The sequence below is a fragment of the Limnobaculum parvum genome, assembly GCF_003096015.2.
Lineage (GTDB): Bacteria > Pseudomonadota > Gammaproteobacteria > Enterobacterales > Enterobacteriaceae > Limnobaculum > Limnobaculum parvum.
This window is the reverse complement of sequence record NZ_CP029185.2, coordinates 3,824,629-3,841,771: the sequence shown is the minus strand read 5'-3', so window position 1 is coordinate 3,841,771 and position 17,143 is coordinate 3,824,629. Positions and strand designations below refer to the sequence as shown.

16 protein-coding genes are annotated in these 17,143 nt (G+C 47.2%); 10 read left to right on the top strand and 6 right to left on the bottom strand.

The genetic code is table 11. The features are described 5' to 3' along the window. Positions 1–821: 821 nt before the first annotated feature. From rpmH to HYN51_RS16850, 6 genes are all read left to right on the top strand, one after another. A complete protein-coding gene (rpmH, locus tag HYN51_RS16205; protein ID WP_108900963.1) occupies positions 822–962 on the top strand; it encodes a 50S ribosomal protein L34 in 141 nt (46 codons plus the stop codon). 17 nt (positions 963–979) lie between these two features. Further along, entirely contained in the window at positions 980–1,345 is a 366-nt protein-coding gene (rnpA, locus tag HYN51_RS16200; protein ID WP_108900962.1) for a ribonuclease P protein component, read from the top strand. Further along, positions 1,309–1,569: a membrane protein insertion efficiency factor YidD gene (gene yidD / locus HYN51_RS16195; protein WP_108900961.1), complete on the top strand. Its 261-nt coding sequence runs from the start codon at positions 1,309–1,311 to the stop codon at positions 1,567–1,569. The genes rnpA and yidD overlap by 37 nt, the downstream gene beginning before the upstream one ends. A gap of 2 nt (positions 1,570–1,571) precedes the next feature. Next, positions 1,572–3,227: a membrane protein insertase YidC gene (gene yidC / locus HYN51_RS16190; protein ID WP_108900960.1), complete on the top strand. Its 1,656-nt coding sequence runs from the start codon at positions 1,572–1,574 to the stop codon at positions 3,225–3,227. A gap of 98 nt (positions 3,228–3,325) precedes the next feature. Next, positions 3,326–4,690 carry a tRNA uridine-5-carboxymethylaminomethyl(34) synthesis GTPase MnmE gene (gene mnmE, locus HYN51_RS16185; protein WP_108900959.1) on the top strand — a complete coding sequence of 455 codons (1,365 nt, stop codon included), beginning with the start codon at positions 3,326–3,328 and terminating at the stop codon, positions 4,688–4,690. 108 nt (positions 4,691–4,798) lie between these two features. Further along, positions 4,799–5,146, top strand: coding sequence for a DUF2628 domain-containing protein (locus tag HYN51_RS16850; protein ID WP_407936360.1), 348 nt, complete (start codon positions 4,799–4,801; stop codon positions 5,144–5,146). Positions 5,147–5,443: 297 nt separating this feature from the next. Here HYN51_RS16850 and HYN51_RS16175 read toward each other — a convergent pair whose 3' ends face one another. The 4 genes from HYN51_RS16175 to HYN51_RS16165 all read right to left on the bottom strand — a co-directional run bounded on the left by HYN51_RS16175 (position 5,444) and on the right by HYN51_RS16165 (position 10,611). After that, positions 5,444–7,576, bottom strand: a complete 2,133-nt coding sequence (locus HYN51_RS16175) for an OPT family oligopeptide transporter (RefSeq protein WP_108900958.1) — start codon at positions 7,574–7,576, stop codon at positions 5,444–5,446. Positions 7,577–7,896: 320 nt separating this feature from the next. Further along, positions 7,897–8,022: a hypothetical protein gene (locus HYN51_RS16730; RefSeq protein WP_268993525.1), complete on the bottom strand. Its 126-nt coding sequence runs from the start codon at positions 8,020–8,022 to the stop codon at positions 7,897–7,899. Between the two features lie 4 nt (positions 8,023–8,026). Further along, a complete protein-coding gene (locus HYN51_RS16170; RefSeq protein WP_108900957.1) occupies positions 8,027–9,370 on the bottom strand; it encodes an MFS transporter in 1,344 nt (447 codons plus the stop codon). Between the two features lie 74 nt (positions 9,371–9,444). Next, the gene (locus HYN51_RS16165) at positions 9,445–10,611 is read right to left on the bottom strand and encodes a M20 aminoacylase family protein (RefSeq protein WP_108900956.1); all 1,167 of its coding nucleotides are present in this window, start codon (positions 10,609–10,611) and stop codon (positions 9,445–9,447) included. Positions 10,612–11,012: 401 nt separating this feature from the next. On the opposite strand from HYN51_RS16165, the gene HYN51_RS16160 reads away from it, so the two are divergent. The 4 genes from HYN51_RS16160 (at position 11,013) to ggt (ending at position 14,753) form a co-directional block, all read left to right on the top strand. Next, positions 11,013–11,186 (top strand): LemA family protein, encoded by a 174-nt coding sequence (locus HYN51_RS16160; protein WP_108900955.1) that lies wholly within the window; start codon positions 11,013–11,015, stop codon positions 11,184–11,186. Between the two features lie 178 nt (positions 11,187–11,364). Next, the gene (gene rlmF, locus HYN51_RS16155) at positions 11,365–12,339 is read left to right on the top strand and encodes a 23S rRNA (adenine(1618)-N(6))-methyltransferase RlmF (protein ID WP_108902103.1); all 975 of its coding nucleotides are present in this window, start codon (positions 11,365–11,367) and stop codon (positions 12,337–12,339) included. A gap of 79 nt (positions 12,340–12,418) precedes the next feature. Then, the gene (locus HYN51_RS16150; RefSeq protein ID WP_108900954.1) at positions 12,419–12,814 is read left to right on the top strand and encodes a GFA family protein; all 396 of its coding nucleotides are present in this window, start codon (positions 12,419–12,421) and stop codon (positions 12,812–12,814) included. A 229-nt stretch (positions 12,815–13,043) separates the two neighbouring features. After that, positions 13,044–14,753, top strand: a complete 1,710-nt coding sequence (gene ggt, locus HYN51_RS16145) for a gamma-glutamyltransferase (RefSeq protein WP_407936359.1) — start codon at positions 13,044–13,046, stop codon at positions 14,751–14,753. 219 nt (positions 14,754–14,972) lie between these two features. Here ggt and HYN51_RS16140 read toward each other — a convergent pair whose 3' ends face one another. Continuing rightward, on the bottom strand, positions 14,973–16,133 hold the full coding sequence (locus tag HYN51_RS16140; RefSeq protein WP_108900953.1) for a serine hydrolase domain-containing protein: 1,161 nt from the start codon (positions 16,131–16,133) through the stop codon (positions 14,973–14,975). A gap of 66 nt (positions 16,134–16,199) precedes the next feature. After that, the gene (locus HYN51_RS16135) at positions 16,200–17,120 is read right to left on the bottom strand and encodes a Gfo/Idh/MocA family protein (RefSeq protein ID WP_108900952.1); all 921 of its coding nucleotides are present in this window, start codon (positions 17,118–17,120) and stop codon (positions 16,200–16,202) included. Between the last annotated feature and the right edge of the window lie 23 nt (positions 17,121–17,143).

Here is a 17,143-nt window from a genome sequence, read left to right as displayed (position 1 = left end):
GGCGAACTCCACTCGAACAAAAGATCAATAACAAAGGTAGAGAGACGTAAACGATTTTAACGCTTCTTCCTCTACCGCTTACAACGTACTTCTTAATTTTATTTAGAACATACAGACAGTTGCGCCTTAGAGCGAATCAGGCCACTGGTAAAATTGTCCGGCAGAAAGCAAGTGTTACATGTGATCCTGTCGTTGAGATCAAATCGTCAGTAACGGCATATGATAGCGTAAAGTAGCACTGAGATCTTCCTTTCGATGCAGAAGATCATCACTTTATCCACAGGCTTTGAGAAGTGTACCTGAATAAATAGGATAAGTTATCGCTTAGATCAAAAACTACTGATAAAAAATAGTAAAGATAAGCCCGTTATGGCAACTCATTGAAGAGGAAATAACTGTAAAGCGTTGTTTCTACCGTTACTGTGGATAACCTCACTCATCAAGGATCGTGCCGACATTCACCATTACGATCCCATATAGATGAAAAGGATCTATTCACGATCCTTGCGATTTTTTAGGGAGTACGTATAATCCTCAGCCCTACTTGTGGCGCTTCTCGCTCTTTAGGTTTATCGCTTTCTCAAATCCTGCGTTAACTTTTAATATAAAGGTAAGGCGAGGGGTCGGAAAAAGCCGAAAAACTGGAGATCGTAGTAGTAACTACGAGTTTTTAAGCAGAGATAAGCGTTCTGAATTGACTCGGGGCTGTACAATTATTACAATCCCGCCTCTTTGTACATTGTGATTGAGGCGTCGGTCGTTTTCACGTCGGGTAGCCAAACGCATTGACAGTAATAATTAAGATTTAGGTAGAGATCGCCATGAAACGCACTTTTCAACCGTCCGTATTAAAGCGTAACCGTAGCCACGGTTTCCGCGCACGTATGGCAACTAAAAACGGCCGCCAGGTTCTGGCTCGTCGTCGTGCTAAAGGCCGTGCTCGTTTAACTGTTTCCAGTTAATCGAGTTAACCATCTGTGTGGTTAAGCTTAAGCTAGCATTCCCCAGGGAGTTACGTTTGTTAACTCCCAGTACTTTCACATTTGTTTTTCAGCAACCGCAACGCGCCGGTAGTCCTCAAATCACCATTCTTGGCCGACTAAATACGCTAGGTCACCCGCGTCTTGGTCTCACTGTTGCAAAAAAATACGTGAAAAGAGCTCATGAACGTAACCGAATTAAACGCCTCACCCGCGAAAGTTTTCGTACATGTCAGCATGATCTCCCCTCCATGGATTTTATTGTGATAGCCAAAAAAGGTATTGCCGATCTGGATAATTGCGCGCTGACAGAAACATTGGATAAGTTATGGCGTCGTCATTGTCGGCTGGTTCCCGCATCTTGATTATGTTGATTCGGGGTTATCAACTGGTAATCAGCCCGCTACTTGGGCCACATTGCCGGTTTCGTCCTACCTGTTCTCAATACGGAATTGAGGCATTGAGCAGGTTTGGCGTAGTGAAAGGTAGTTGGTTGACAATCAAACGCGTATTAAAATGCCATCCTTTACATACGGGTGGTGATGATCCAGTTCCGCCTAACAATACTGACCATAATAGAGAACATTAATAATGGATTCTCAACGTAATCTTCTTCTTGTCGCCCTGCTGTTTGTCACTTTTTTGATTTGGCAGGCATGGGAAACGGATAATGCACCACAGCCAGCACCAACGGCGCAGAAAACCACTGCTACCACTGCGGCTGGATCGGTCGGCACCACTCAGTCAGAACTGGCTGTCGGTGAAGGCAGTCTAATCACGGTGAAAACTGACGTCCTGTCTATGACTATCAGTACCCGTGGTGGTGATATTCAGGAAGCCGACCTGTCAGCTTACCCTGATACTTTAGGTTCAAAGCAACCGTTCAGACTGCTGGAAAAAGCACCTGATTTCACTTATCAGGCTCTCAGCGGCCTCGTGGGTAAGAATGGTCCAGACAACCCAGCTAACGGTTCTCGTCCACTTTATACCACCACACAAGACGTATTTGAGCTGGCTGATGGTCAAAACGAACTTGCCGTTCCGATGACTTATACCGACAGCAATGGTGTGAAATACACCAAAACCTTCGTGTTAAAACGTGGTGAGTATGTCGTTAATGTCAACTACATCGTGAACAATACCAGCCAGCAACCAATGGATGTTGTGCTGTTTGGTCAGTTGAAGCAAACCACTAAGCTGCCAAAAGTACGTGACAATGGTAGTAACAACTTTGCACTGCATACCTATCGTGGCGCAGCGTACTCTTCGAATGACAACAAATATAAGAAATACAGTTTTGATGACATCGCCGATGAGAACCTGAAAGTCGATACTAAAGGCGGTTGGGTTGCCATGCTGCAGCAATATTTTGCTACGGCTTGGATCCCAAATAGCAACAGCCAAAGCACATTCTTTACCACTCATGGTGATGATGGTCAGTCATCTATCAGCTTCAGAAATGCGCCGGTGATTATTCAACCGGGTGCGTCTGAGCAACTTGGTGCTCAACTGTGGGTTGGTCCTGAAATTCAGAACCAAATGGCTGCCGTTGCTGAACACTTAGACCTGACCGTTGATTACGGTTGGTTATGGTTTATCTCTCAGCCGCTGTTTAAGTTACTGAAATTTATTCAGGGCTTTGTTGGTAACTGGGGCTTCTCCATCATTGTTATCACCTTTATCGTGCGCGGTATCATGTATCCGCTGACGAAAGCGCAATACACGTCCATGGCCAAGATGAAGCTGTTACAGCCAAAACTACAGGCGATGCGTGAGCGTATTGGTGATGACAAACAGCGCATGAGTCAGGAAATGATGGCGCTGTACAAAGAAGAAAAAGTTAACCCACTGGGCGGTTGTTTACCATTAATCATTCAGATGCCTATCTTCCTGGCGCTGTATTACATGTTGATGGGCTCCGTCGAACTGCGTCATGCGCCGTTCGCCTTGTGGATTCATGACTTATCTGCACAGGATCCGTACTACATTCTGCCTCTGTTAATGGGTGGAACCATGTTCCTGATCCAGAAGATGTCACCAACGCCGGTGACAGATCCAATGCAGCAGAAGATCATGACTTATATGCCGGTTATTTTCACCGTCTTCTTCCTGTGGTTCCCATCAGGTCTGGTTCTGTACTATATCGTGAGTAACCTAGTTACCATTATCCAGCAGAAACTGATCTATCGTGGCTTGGAGAAGAAAGGTCTACATAACCGCGATAAGAAAGAGAAGAAAACCGCTTAATATGACGGTAAGACCTCAGCAATATGCTTGATAAAAGGCGGTCACCATGACCGCCTTTTTTATATAATGACTTAATACACTTTTCAGAGAGCCAAATCATGAATACAACCGATACTATCGTAGCCCAAGCCACTCCTCCGGGGCGCGGCGGCGTCGGCATACTTCGGGTTTCTGGAAAACAAGCAGCAGAAGTGGCTATGCAGCTTCTGGGCAAAGTTCCACAACCACGCTATGCGGACTATTTACCGTTTCGGGATATAGATGGCAGCATTCTCGATCAGGGAATTGCGATCTACTTTCCCGGCCCAAACTCTTTTACCGGTGAAGATGTGCTGGAGCTACAAGGGCACGGTGGTCCGGTGATTCTCGATTTGCTGCTGAAACGAATTCTGACTCTACCTGACGTGCGTATTGCCCGTCCCGGCGAATTTTCTGAACGCGCCTTCCTAAACGACAAGCTGGATTTGGCGCAGGCTGAAGCGATTGCCGATTTGATCGATGCCAGCTCAGAGCAAGCCGCCCGCTCGGCAGTAAATTCATTGCAGGGCGTTTTCTCCAACCGAGTTCATCAGTTAGTGGAAACACTCACTCACTTACGCATCTACGTTGAGGCGGCTATCGACTTTCCTGACGAAGAGATCGATTTTCTTTCCGATGGCAAAATTGAATCTCAGCTCCAGCAAGTCATGGAAGAGCTGAACGGCGTCAGAGCCGAAGCCCGTCAGGGAAGCCTGTTGCGTGAAGGGATGAAAGTGGTGATTGCCGGACGCCCTAATGCCGGTAAATCCAGCCTGCTAAACGCGCTGGCAGGCCGCGAAGCCGCGATTGTGACCGACATTGCAGGCACCACCCGTGACGTACTGCGTGAACATATCCACATCGACGGTATGCCGCTGCATATTATTGATACTGCGGGCCTGCGCGAAGCCGGTGATGAAGTCGAACGGATCGGTATTGAGCGCGCATGGAACGAAATCGAACAGGCCGACCGAGTGTTATTTATGGTTGATGGCACCACCACCGATGCAACCGAACCAGAACAGATCTGGCCGGAGTTTATGGCGCGCTTACCCAAGACTCTGCCCATTACCGTGGTGCGAAATAAAGCCGATTTAACCGGAGAAACGCTGGGTATCAGCGAAGTGAATAGTCACTCACTTATCCGCCTGTCAGCACGCACCGGTGAAGGTGTGGAAGCTCTTCGCAACCATCTTAAAGAGAGTATGGGCTTTACCAGCAATACCGAAGGGGGCTTTCTGGCTCGCCGCCGTCACCTACAGGCGTTAGAAACCTCAGCACAACACCTTGAGCAGGGTATGGATCAGTTAGTCAGCGCTCGCGCAGGGGAACTGCTAGCAGAAGAACTGCGCTTGGCGCAGCAGTCACTCAGCGAAATCACCGGTGAATTTACCTCTGATGATTTGTTGGGACGAATTTTCTCGAGTTTTTGTATTGGGAAATAGCACTCGGACTTTCAGTAAAATGATTAATCACCATAATAAGGACTCGGTAATATAATGGGCAAAAGTCAGTATCCAGAAAAATGACAAACCCGTTTTGCTTTCTTTGATCTGTATGGCGCACCAAACACTCCTGAGCATAAAGCAGCTCTCAGTGCTGAAAAAGTTACTCGCCAAATCTCATTAAGTTTGAATTTTATTGCCTTCTTTTTTGGCTTTATTTATTTCTTCAAATTAGGGTTATGGAAAAAGAATCTGGTTATAATCGTTATCTTCATGATGATTAACTCTATTACTGACAGCTTTGGACTCCGCACAGGCTCTAGCCTGTCCCAGGTGCTGAGTGACGGTATTAATATTGTTTCCCTCCTGATGTGGTCAGTAACGGCCAATTACGCATACTATCTAAAGGAAGTGAAAGGCCGTGATGGCTGGAACCCATTTGAAGGTATTTTTTAATATTTACTAAAGGGAGTAAAATTTGTTACTAATTTTACTCCCTATCATATTCACTAAAAGTTCAAACAATCCCGTCCATATCTGAGAAACAAAGATATTTATTTTTTAACCTTCGTTGAATAGCTGCTTGCGCCATGATGTGGTCAGTAACAACTAATGTGGCACCTACTGTTTAAAAAATAGAAGGTAGCGATAGTTAAAACCCATCTGAAGGCATTTTCTAATATTGACCAACCATAATAAAAAAGCCCACCGACTTCCATCGATGGGCTTCTTACTCATACTCTCTATTACAACTTATTTAGCTTTCAGCACACTCAACACGCGTTTAGCAAACAAGATACAAACAATCACAAACACCGCCAGGCCTAGCAGTTGCTCAACCACACCAGAGCTACCGAAGACAGGCTCAAGCCATGAACTAATGGACAGAGGTGCATCACTACCACCGTTACTGATACTGATAACAATCAGCACAGCCAGCGCTACCCCCACCAGACTTTCACCCACGATCAGACCAGAGGCAATCAGAGCACCTTTACGCTCAACTGGCTTATACATCTCTTTGAAATCACCATTCTGTGCCTTAGCGCGTTTTTTCACCTGAGACGCAACCAGCCAAGAGAGTACAGAACCAATGATCAGCGGAGCCGTAATAGAAGGCGGCAGGTAGATACCCATACCCACAGCCAGCGCAGGAATACGCAGATTGCTGCCCTTCTTAGCCAACATTACATCAATCATAATCACTACCGCACCCACCACCAGACCGGTGATGATCATGGTCCACTCCAGTTTATGGGAGAAGATACCTTTGGCAATCGTCGTCATTAAGGTTGCCTGCGGTGCAGCCAGTACCTGATTTGGATCCATATTCGGACGAGGTGTCGCCCCGGTAAAACCATAAGCGTTATACAGCAGCTCAAGCACCGGAGAAATCACTGCCGCACCCACGATACATCCAATCAATAATGCAACCTGCTGACGCCACGGTGTCGCTTTTACCAGATAGCCAGTTTTCAGATCTTGTAGGTTATCGTTAGAAATAGTAGCAATTGCTAATACCGCACTGGTCGTAAAAATCGCCAGCGCGGTAGCAAAATTGGTACCTTTTTCCGTTTCCAGCATCCCGTTCAGGCCACCTAAAAACAGCAGCAGCAGAGAGATGGTCGTAATCGCAATAATACCGATACCGGAGATTGGACTGGCAGATGAACCCACTAAGCCCGCCATATAACCACAGGCCGCAGCAACCAGAAAACCAATCAGGAAAGCAAAAATAACGGAAGCAAACACCAGACTCCAGGCCGTTGTTGCAGATAAACCGCTATCAGCAACGAAAGAGTAGAAGGTTGCAATCAATACAAGGAACATCACCACGCTGATGAGTAAAACAATCTTCGGCGACAGGTCCAGCTCAGTTCTTGGAATCACTTCGCCCACGTTGTTTTTATTTAACGCGCGCAGAGACGTTTTCATTCCTTCAATAATCGGCTTAACCAGCGTCAGCAGCGTCCAGATAGCAGCAATTGCTAACGTACCAGCACCGATAAAGCGCACGTTAGTTTTCCAGAGCGTCATCGCCAACGCGCTAACAGAACCGCTGTCTAAGATATCCATAGGCACTGAAACGCCCCAGGAACTTAACGTCGCCAGCCCTTCCGCACTGCCGGTTAATGAACTGATAACGGGGAGAGCAACACCCCAAGCAATGATTGAACCAACTAGAATAGCGATACCTGCCGCAATTCCAATCAGATAACCCGCACTCAGCAGCGCTAAAGAGAAACCTAACGGAATTTGGAAAATAGCACGACCCTGAACGAACCAGTAGCTGGCACCATCAGCCAAAATCCGTAGGCCATTAGTCGCGAAGCTCACTACTGATGCAATAAAGCCACCAAACAGAATATCGCGAAATCCATTGTCTTTATCGTCTTCAGCACCTTCGTTAGTGCTGACTAACTTACCGTCATCACCCACATAATCATTACAGCCAGCTTTCAGAATTTCGGCCGCTGCAACCCCTTCAGGATAAGGCAGGTTGCTCTTCACCACCATCGCATGGCGCAATGGAATAGAGAACACCACCCCTAGCATCCCCCCCGCAGAACAGATCAATAATGTCTGCCAAAACGGGAAGCTGTTCCAATAGCCAATCATTAGCAGGCCAGGAAGGATAAAAATAACCGATGACAGTGTACCGGCAGCAGATGCCTGCGTCTGTACCATGTTATTTTCTAAAATATTCGACTTCGAAAAGAAACGCAGCACTGCCATTGAAATAACGGCAGCAGGGATCGCGGACGAAAAGGTTAAACCAACTTTCAATCCTAAGTAGACGTTTGATGCAGTGAATACCACGGTAATCAACGCACCAATGATAATTCCGCGCAGCGTAAGCTCACGGATCTGTGATGTATTTTCCATATAATTTATGCTGTTAGTTTGCTTGCGTTATTTTTTATGCGGCCTGATGCTTTCCGGCACGCTGTTTATGTATCGGACAAATCAAAACGTACATATTTTGATAAGCCGATTATATCGAAATAATGACAAAGTAACTTCTAATTATTTTAGCAACAAAAGCATAACTTACTGGATATTGATATAAACCTTGCAATATGCGATTAACACTATCGTCTCACGCAATAATTTCATTAATATCAGGGATCAATATTCACTATCAGAATTAAAAAACATAACACGGTTGTTTTTGGCGAACATTAACTAAAAAAACAAACGGGTAATTATTCTAATCGCGTCATGACCACACCAGCTACGATGCCCCGTCCAGCCAGAATATGCATTTTATTCAGCAGCGCTTTCAGGAAGTAAACCGACCGGATACCCTCTTTCGATTCCGGTCGGTTCAAGGAATTATTCTTCCAGGCGTTTTGGATCTTTAAAGAATGGCAACGCCAACATAGAAAACAGCGTTGCGCCGCCCAGGTACCATGCAGGCGCAGTCAGACTGTCTAACCAAACAATAGATTGAGTGGCAAAAAACTGAGCAAAGCCACCAAAAATAGCTACCCCAACACTGTAAACTAGCGCAAACCCCAACGCACGAATACGCTTTGGTAGTAATTCAGAGATGACTAACATCACCGGCACGGCTCCCAATGTGGTAAAACACACCATCACAAAGACAACCGAGAGTAAAACCGCAGGCTCAGGATAATTCACCAACAGCCAAAATGACGGGTAAGCCAACAGCAGAATCACCATTCGAGAGATCACCACCAGCTTTTTCCGGCCCACATGATCGCTTAGCACCCCAACCAACAAACCACCAACGAAGGTTAATATGCCGGCTAAGAGCATGGCCGCATAGGCATAATTCTGGTCCATCTTCAGGTATTTCGCAGCATAGGTACCGTAATAGTAAAGCGAGATGTAGGTAGCCACCGTGCTACCAATCGTCAGTAGTATACCAATGTTAATCACCCGAATATGCTGACCCAGTAGCTTCACTGCGCTTTCGCGCACCACAACAACCTGATTTTTAGCAGGCTTAGGATGCGACATATCGTTTTCCAAGCTCAGACGCAGCCAGCAACCAATAGGAGCTAGCGCCACGCCAATAAAGAACGGTACACGCCATCCCCACTCGGACATCACATCAGGCGAGCCGGTTATTATCGGTAAATAGGCGCTCAAACTTAATGCCACTAATCCACCAAAGGTGGTCGCCAACCCCTGAGTGGCCAGTGCCCAACTGCTATAGAAACCACGGCGGTTAGCCGGAGCCGACTCCACCAGCATTGACATGGAAGCCCCCACTTCGCCACCCGCGGCTACCCCCTGAATTAAACGGGCAAGCACCAGAGTGATGGTTCCCCAATAACCTGCGCTGGCGTAAGTGGGTGCAATACCAATCATTAAGGTACCCAGACTCATTAACAAAATCGTCAGCACCATAGCAGGTTTGCGGCCAAAGCGATCGGCGTAAGCACCAATCAAAATGCCCCCTAAAGGACGCATAAAAAAACTAACGCCGAAGGTGGCAAAAGCCAGTAATAGCCCTATATTAGGGTCGCTGGTTGGTGGAAAAAACAGTACCCCAATGTACACCACAAAAAAGTTGTACACCCCAAAATCAAAAAACTCTAAAGCATTACCAAACGCCGAAGCAAAGATAATACGCCGACCGCTAACCTTCTTTTCCGGTTTAGCAGCCGCAACCTCCTTTGAGGCGATTGAAGTTAATGTATCTGCCATTTTTCCTGTCCTTAGTCGCCCATAATGAAAGCAATTTCTTTATTACTTATTGTTTTCAATGTTATTTTTATAATTTATTTCAGATAAGCTTCGGTCAACGCACACCAGTATGTACTTCCCGGCACCAGACACTTATCGTTAAAATCGTAACCTGGATTATGCACCATGCAGGTACCTTCATCTTTATCACCATTTCCCACCATCAGATAGCAACCATTCGGGTTGGCATCCAGCATAAAGGCAAAGTCCTCACTGCCCATTAGCGGTTTCGCCCCATATATGGCACGCTCTTCACCAAACTGCTGTTTAGCCACCTGCCAAGCAAACTGCGTCATCTCTTCCTGATTTACCAACACCGGCGTACCATTGAGGTGTTTTACATCTGCCATTGCACCAAAACTTTCAGCCTGCGCCTTAACCAACTCAGGGATACGTTTCAACAACAGTTCACGGGTAGGCCGGCTCAGGGAGCGAACGCTGAGCTTCATTACCGCAGTGTCAGGAATAACGTTAGCGGCTTCACCAGCAATAATACTGCCAACGGTAATCACTGCCGCTTCCAGAGGATCGACATTGCGCGACACAATGGTTTGTAACGCCGTCGTGACATACGAGGCAACCACTACCGGATCGATGGCTTTATGAGGCATGGCACCATGCCCACCACATCCCTTAATGACAATCTGATACTGATCCATCGAGGCCATAAATGCCCCCGGCTGAAACAGGAATTGCCCGGTCGGGAAGCCAGGCATATTGTGCATGGCGAAAAGGGCATCACAGGGGAACTGCTCAAACAGCCCCTCTTTTACCATGATCTCACCGCCGTTAATCATCTCTTCAGCGGGCTGGAAAATCAGGTGTAGCGTACCGTTAAACCGACGGGTTTCTGCCAGATATTTAGCCGCCCCCAACAGCATGGTGGTATGCCCATCATGACCGCAGGCGTGCATTCTACCAGGAATTTTACTGCTCCATGATTTGCCGCTAGCTTCATGAATGGGAAGCGCATCCATATCGGCACGAATACCCAGTGTTTTTTTGCCGTCACCGACTTTCAGAGTACCGATAACACCAGTGGTTGCCATACCACGATGAACTTCATAACCCCATTCAGTTAATTTTTCTGCGACCAGATTGCTGGTCTTAATTTCTTCCAGCCCCAGTTCTGGGTTTTCATGAATCTGATGACGAATCTCCTGCAACAGGGTTTCATATTCACGAACTTTCTGTTCAATCATGATGGTTTCCTTATTTTTAAATCTCACCAATAAGCCTGAATAACCGATTTGGTTGGTATTCTGTTCTCAACCAGCGCCTGCTGCCACGGCCTTAAATCCAAAGTTGTCCATATTCACCTTAAGGTTACAATCATGTTATTGCAACAGAATGAACTCATTATGGTTTTTTATCGCCTTCTTCGCCGCGGCAATTGGTGGTTGTTATTATTTCTTGGATAAAGCCCTCCACCAAAGGCTTAATCTTTAATCTACAGCAAATCTTACCCACCTCAAAAATCCGTTCACTGGCAATGAGGCTGGTTGAAGTAGAAGGGAAAGTATCATCATCACAGCAGGTCACTGCGCCACGCAGTTCGCTATCTGGTAATACTGTATAACAAAATCATCACTCTCAAAACCACGTGGAAAAATCCTTTGCCAATATTGATGTACTGCTGAAACAGCGGGCTGATAAAATCCCAGTACTGATTAAAGTGGCAGAAAAGGTGGTGACGCATCAAAACGAGCTATTTATTCAGTTAACCCAATTACGCAGCGGTTATCTAGCCCGTCGTAAAACCGAAGAGAAAGTTTAGATAGCGCTGGTACCGGTCTGTATCGGTATTGATCTGGCTAATCGGGTGAAAATAATCACCTAACGCGCTAAACAGATTTCTTCTGCCAGTCGGTTTCTAATTCACGTACAATACCCCCATTACGGTTCAATTAATTGGACCTATCGTTTCACCTTCTGCAATGGTAGCTGACACCACTATGACGCCATCTAAAAAACCGTTTCCGACGCAAAAATCAGAATTACACCCGCGTAATCAGCATCGCCAACGCTATGACTTCCCTGTGCTAATCGCCAGCTGTCCTGACCTTGCCCCTTTTGTTTCGCCCAATAAATATGGCGACCTCTCGGTCAACTTTTCCGATCCTGCGGCGGTAAAAATGTTGAATAAGGCATTATTAAAACATTTTTATCGTATCGAGCAGTGGGATATTCCGGCAGGTTATCTTTGCCCGCCGATTCCTGGTCGGGCTGACTATATTCACTATCTGGCAGATATTCTGGCACAAACTCATGGTGGGGAAGTTCCACGGGGTAATGCAGTTCATGCTCTGGATATTGGTGTTGGGGCTAACGCTATCTACCCAATTATTGGTCATATCAGCTATGGCTGGAAATTTGTGGGTACCGATATCGACCCTGTGTCTGTCGGCAGCGCCAAACTGATCGCTGAAGCCAACCGTAATCTTTCAAAAGCATTCGATATCCGCCAGCAAAAAGATGCCGGGCATATTTTCCGCGGCGTAATCAGACCAACTGACCGATTTGATATTACCCTGTGTAATCCTCCATTCCATGCTTCCGCCCAAGAGGCCGAAGCGGTTAACCTGAAAAAGCAGCGTAATCTGGGCCATCTGAAAAATGACGATAAGCCAGTGCTAAATTTTGGTGGTAAGAGTCATGAGCTCTGGTGTGAAGGAGGAGAGGAGCAGTTTGTGCGTCAAATGGCGCAGGAAAGCGCAGCGTTAGCCCATCAATGCCTGTGGTTTACCACCTTGGTTTCTAAAAAAACCACCTTACCGGTTTTGTATCACGCTTTACGCTATGCAGGGGCTACTGAGATAAAAACCATCGATATGGCTCAGGGGCAGAAAGCCAGCCGTATTGTGGCATGGACCTTCTTATCTGATGAGCAACAAGCGCAATGGGCCACAACCCATTGGCAAAAGGCGTAATGCAATAAAGCCCAAATTTGCAACACTAATCGATAGTGTATACTTTTATCTATCAGTGATGATCAATCTGGAGAGTACTATGTTAAAAGGAAGCTGCCTGTGCGGAACAGTAACCTATCAATTAGATGAACCCATTAATCAACTCTTTTTCTGCCACTGCTCAAAGTGTCGCAAAGCAACCGGAACGGCGTTTAATTCTGCTGCGCTTATTCGTTCTGACAAATTCACCTTACTGACTGGCAAAGCGAGTTTGAAAAGCTTTTCCTCCACACCGGGAGTTCATCGCTTTTTCTGCGGTGAGTGCGGCTCTCCCCTCTATAGCGCCAGAGATAATCAACCAGAAGCTTATCGCCTGCGGATAGGTACGCTGGACACGTCAATTACTCCAGCAGAGAAAATGCATATCTTCACTGCTTCAAAAGCGGAGTGGGAAGATTTGTGTGATGACAATCCAAAATTTGAAGAACGCCCTTAAGGCTAAAGTTCAGGGGCGTTGCCCCTGAATCTATTTTTGTTCCACAGGTTATGATTACAAAATGCCGGTTTTATTTTAAAACGTGATGTCCCCCCAATTTCTACCCTCATTATTGCCATTTATTTTCTGGTCAAAGTCTAAACAATCCTCTAATGTGAATTTATTGTTAAAATTTGAGTCATTTCATCACAGAGGAAGCGTTATGTTGAGTATGTTAAGAAAAGGCAGTATGCGATATCTGATCGTTGCTTTTCTGCTGTTCTGGCAGGGAACATTGGCCGCGAAAGTTGTCTCCTACGGTGTTGAAGAGGATATTTTCCATCCGGTGTACGCGAAAAACGGGATGGTCTCTTCCGTAAATAGCACCGCAACGCAGGTGGGTGTAGAAGTACTGAAACAGGGTGGTAATGCCGTTGATGCCGCCGTTGCCATTGGTTATACCCTCGCGGTTACCCATCCACAGGCTGGGAATATTGGCGGCGGTGGCTTTATGCTTATTCGCACCAAAGATGGCAAAACAACCGCTATTGATTTCCGAGAAATGGCACCGTCAAGAGCGACACGGGATATGTTTCTGGATGAGAAAGGCAACGCCGACAGCAAGAAATCACTCACCAGCCATTTGGCATCAGGGGTTCCGGGTACCGTTGCCGGTTTTGCTCTAGCCAATGAGAAATATGGCTCGATGCCGGTAGCTGAGCTACTGAAACCCGCTATTAAGCTGGCAAAAGAGGGCTTTGTCGTAAACGATGCACTGGCAGACGATCTGGCGGTTTACGGTCAGGAGGTTCTACTCGATAACCCTAACAGTCGGGCTATCTTCATTAAACCCGATGGCACCCCGTGGAAAAAGGGCGAAACGCTGGTTCAGACCGATCTGGCAAACAGTCTGAGCATGATTGCTGCTGAGGGGCCTGCTGCGTTTTATCAGGGTAAGATTGCCGATGAAATAGCCGATGAGATGGCAAAAAATGGCGGTCTGATTACCAAACAGGATCTGGCTACATATAAAGCCGTCGAGCGTACGCCGGTTTCCGGTACTTATAAGGGCTATGAGATTTACTCCATGCCAGCACCTTCTTCCGGCGGTATCCATATTATTCAGATCCTGAATATTCTGGAAAACTTCGATCTGAAAGCTATGGGGCAAAACAGTGCTGATGCTATTCACGTCATGTCTGAAGCCATGAAGTACGCCTATGCCGACCGCTCAGAATATCTAGGGGATCCGGACTTCGTTAAAGTACCCGTCAGCGCGCTGACCAGTAAGAAGTATGCTAAGCAATTGGCTTCGCAGATTCATCTCGACAAAGCTAATCCATCCAGCACTATCAAACCGGGCAAGCTGGCGCCGTATGAAAGTGACCAAACCACCCACTACTCGGTAGTCGACTCTCAGGGCAACGCCGTCGCGGTAACCTATACCCTGAATACTAACTTTGGTAGCGGTATTGTAGCGGGAAAAAGCGGCATTCTGCTGAACAACCAGATGGATGATTTTTCTGCCAAGCCAGGTGTTCCCAACGTATATGGTTTAATCGGTGGCGAAGCTAACGCGGTTCAGGCCGGAAAACGCCCTCTGTCATCCATGTCACCCACCATCGTAACTCAGAACGGTAAAGTGGTTCTGGTAACTGGTAGCCCAGGTGGCAGCCGTATCATTACCACAGTATTACAGATTGTCCTCAACACTATCGAGTTCAATATGAATATCGCCGAAGCCACGAACGCACCGCGAATTCACCACCAGTGGCTGCCAGAGGAGATTCGGGTTGAGAAAGGCATCAGTACTGACACCATCAAACTGTTAGAGAAAAAGGGTCATAAAGTCAGCATCAAACCGGCAATGGGCAGCACACAAAGTATTGTGGTGACGCCAGACGGGCTGTTTGGGGCAGCGGATCCGAGGTCTAAGGATGATTTAGCGGCAGGATATTAAGTAATATTTCTATCGGAAGACTGGTTGTATTTAACGCTGGCGTTCGGCGGGCAAAGCCCGCCGATTAACATTTTTACTATTGGCTTCTGTGAATATTCCGTCCGTAACAACGATATTGCGTATATCACCTTTGTGCTTGGCCGGGAGCCCCTCTGTACTTAAGCTTGAGTGTGTCAGGCCTAGGGTAGCATGTAGTGACATAAGGAGCGGCGACTCATATCACGAAGCCTTCGCCAACAACGCCATATAAACCGCATCGCGAATATCTTCAATAAACTCCCCAAACAGCCCTTCTGGGGAGGTATTAGTCAGCACTACTACGCTGAGGTCCTGCTCAAAATCAATAAACCAGCTATGGCCGTATACGCCGCCCCAACCTATCGTTCCCGGCGATTGCGGAGAGTTGGCTAACAGCGGATCTCTTAATACTTGCCAGCTGGAAGCAAACCCCCAACCAGGGTTGAACTCCAGATCTCCAGCCCGGTCGATTAACAACTGGTTTAGCGTTTGTTTACCAAATAGAGGATGCCCACCGGTTCTGAACACTTGTAATAGCCTTTCAACATCTCCAGCAGTACTCACCATGCCCCCACCACCAGAGAAAAACTCTCCGGCCTCCAGTGCTCTGCCGGGAGAAAAATGGATACCGCCAGCAATACCAGCCTCAGGATCAACCAACCATTCGTCTGCTTCCATCTTTCTTGGTTCAGGCGAGCTATTAACATAAGGCACCGCAAGCCGTTCTGGTTCAGAAACCATAAACCCGCTGTCCGTTATTCCCAATGGCTCCGTGACTAATTGATGGATAGCATCCGCCAGATTAGTACCGCATATCTGAGCAATCACCGCACCCAAAACATCAGTCGCCACTGAATATTGCATTGATGTTCCCGGTAGATACAGCAATGGAGCACAGGCTATACGCTGAAGGTTTTCCTCCAGCGTTAATCCAGAAATATCCAACCCGTCTGAAACCCCTAACTGATGGTAAGGGCCATCGGGTTCCTCTGAAAAACCATAATTTAATCCGGCAGAATGAGAGAGCAGATGGGCAATCGTAATATCGGGTTGGCTACCATCCGGTAAGGATGGCGTAAAATCAGGTAGCCATTGAGTTACACAGTCATTTAAACCCATTCGCCCCTGCTCCAATAACACGCCCGCTGCCGCTGTTACAAAGGGCTTAGTGACGGATGACAAGCGAAACAGCGTATCCATCATCATGGGGATCTGATTTTCCCGATCGGCATATCCGGCGGCCCGTTGATATAACCGTTTTCCACATTGAGAAACCAATACCACAGTACCAACGATGGCCGGAGTCAGGCCCATTTCTGGCCGAATAGCTTCCTCAATGACTCTATCTAAAGAACGCTGCATAGTCGTATCCTCGCTGGTGGGGCATTAAGCCGAGTCATTCATCTCGGAATATATTTCTATTTTAGGTTACTCACTGTGGCTTTGCAGAAGTTGCTCTACGATCCGCTGGGCATAAATCGCTTGTTCACCGGAGGTTTCAGCCGGAGTCTGATTACTCACCGCCTCAATAAAATGGCGAATAGCCCCATCAAAACCGCGCTGCTCGAGGGTGGTTTGCCAGCCAGGAGTCGGCAATTCAATTATTCCCTGAGCGCTTTCACGCCGCCAGCGGCGCATATCATCAACCTGAAAAACCGCTCCGGAGGTGACTGCTTGTACACTTTCTCGCTGGCTGCCCGCCTGCCGATGCATGCTGGTGGTAACGATGGTATCGCCACAGCGGAAATGGTGCTCGGCGTACAGCATCTGTTTTTCCTGATTCACCCGCAATTGTTCGCTCATCAGTTTAGCGTCCTGACCAGCCAACCAGAGCGCGGTATCTACAACGTGCAGATAATCATCCAACATGGTAAAGCGCACATCATTTGGCCCTACGCTATGGGTACGATGTTTATCCATACGCAGAGAGGAAGCCTGATCCAGGCCCTGTTTAAGCTGCTGATACAGCGGTGCAAAGCGTCGGTTAAACCCCACCATCAAGGTTTTTCGCTGCCGGTGGGCCAGTTCAACCAACTGCTCTGACTGCTCCAGAGTTTCCGCCAGCGGCTTATCCACATAGACATGAACGCCCAGCTTTAGCAGTTCACCAACCACTTGGAAGTGACTGGCAGTACTGCTGTGAACCAGAACCGCATCACAGTGGCGAGCCAGTTCAGACAGGCTGGAGAAGCAAGCAATGCGGTAGCTGTCGCAAATCACTTTGGCCTTTTTCTGATTTGGCGAAAAAGCGCCAACCAGCGCCCAGTTCTCAGTCCGGCTGAGTATCGGTAAATAGGCTTTTTGAGCAATGCCCCCCAGCCCGGCAACGCCAATACGTAATTGAGACATCATTCTCTCCAGAGAATAAAAAG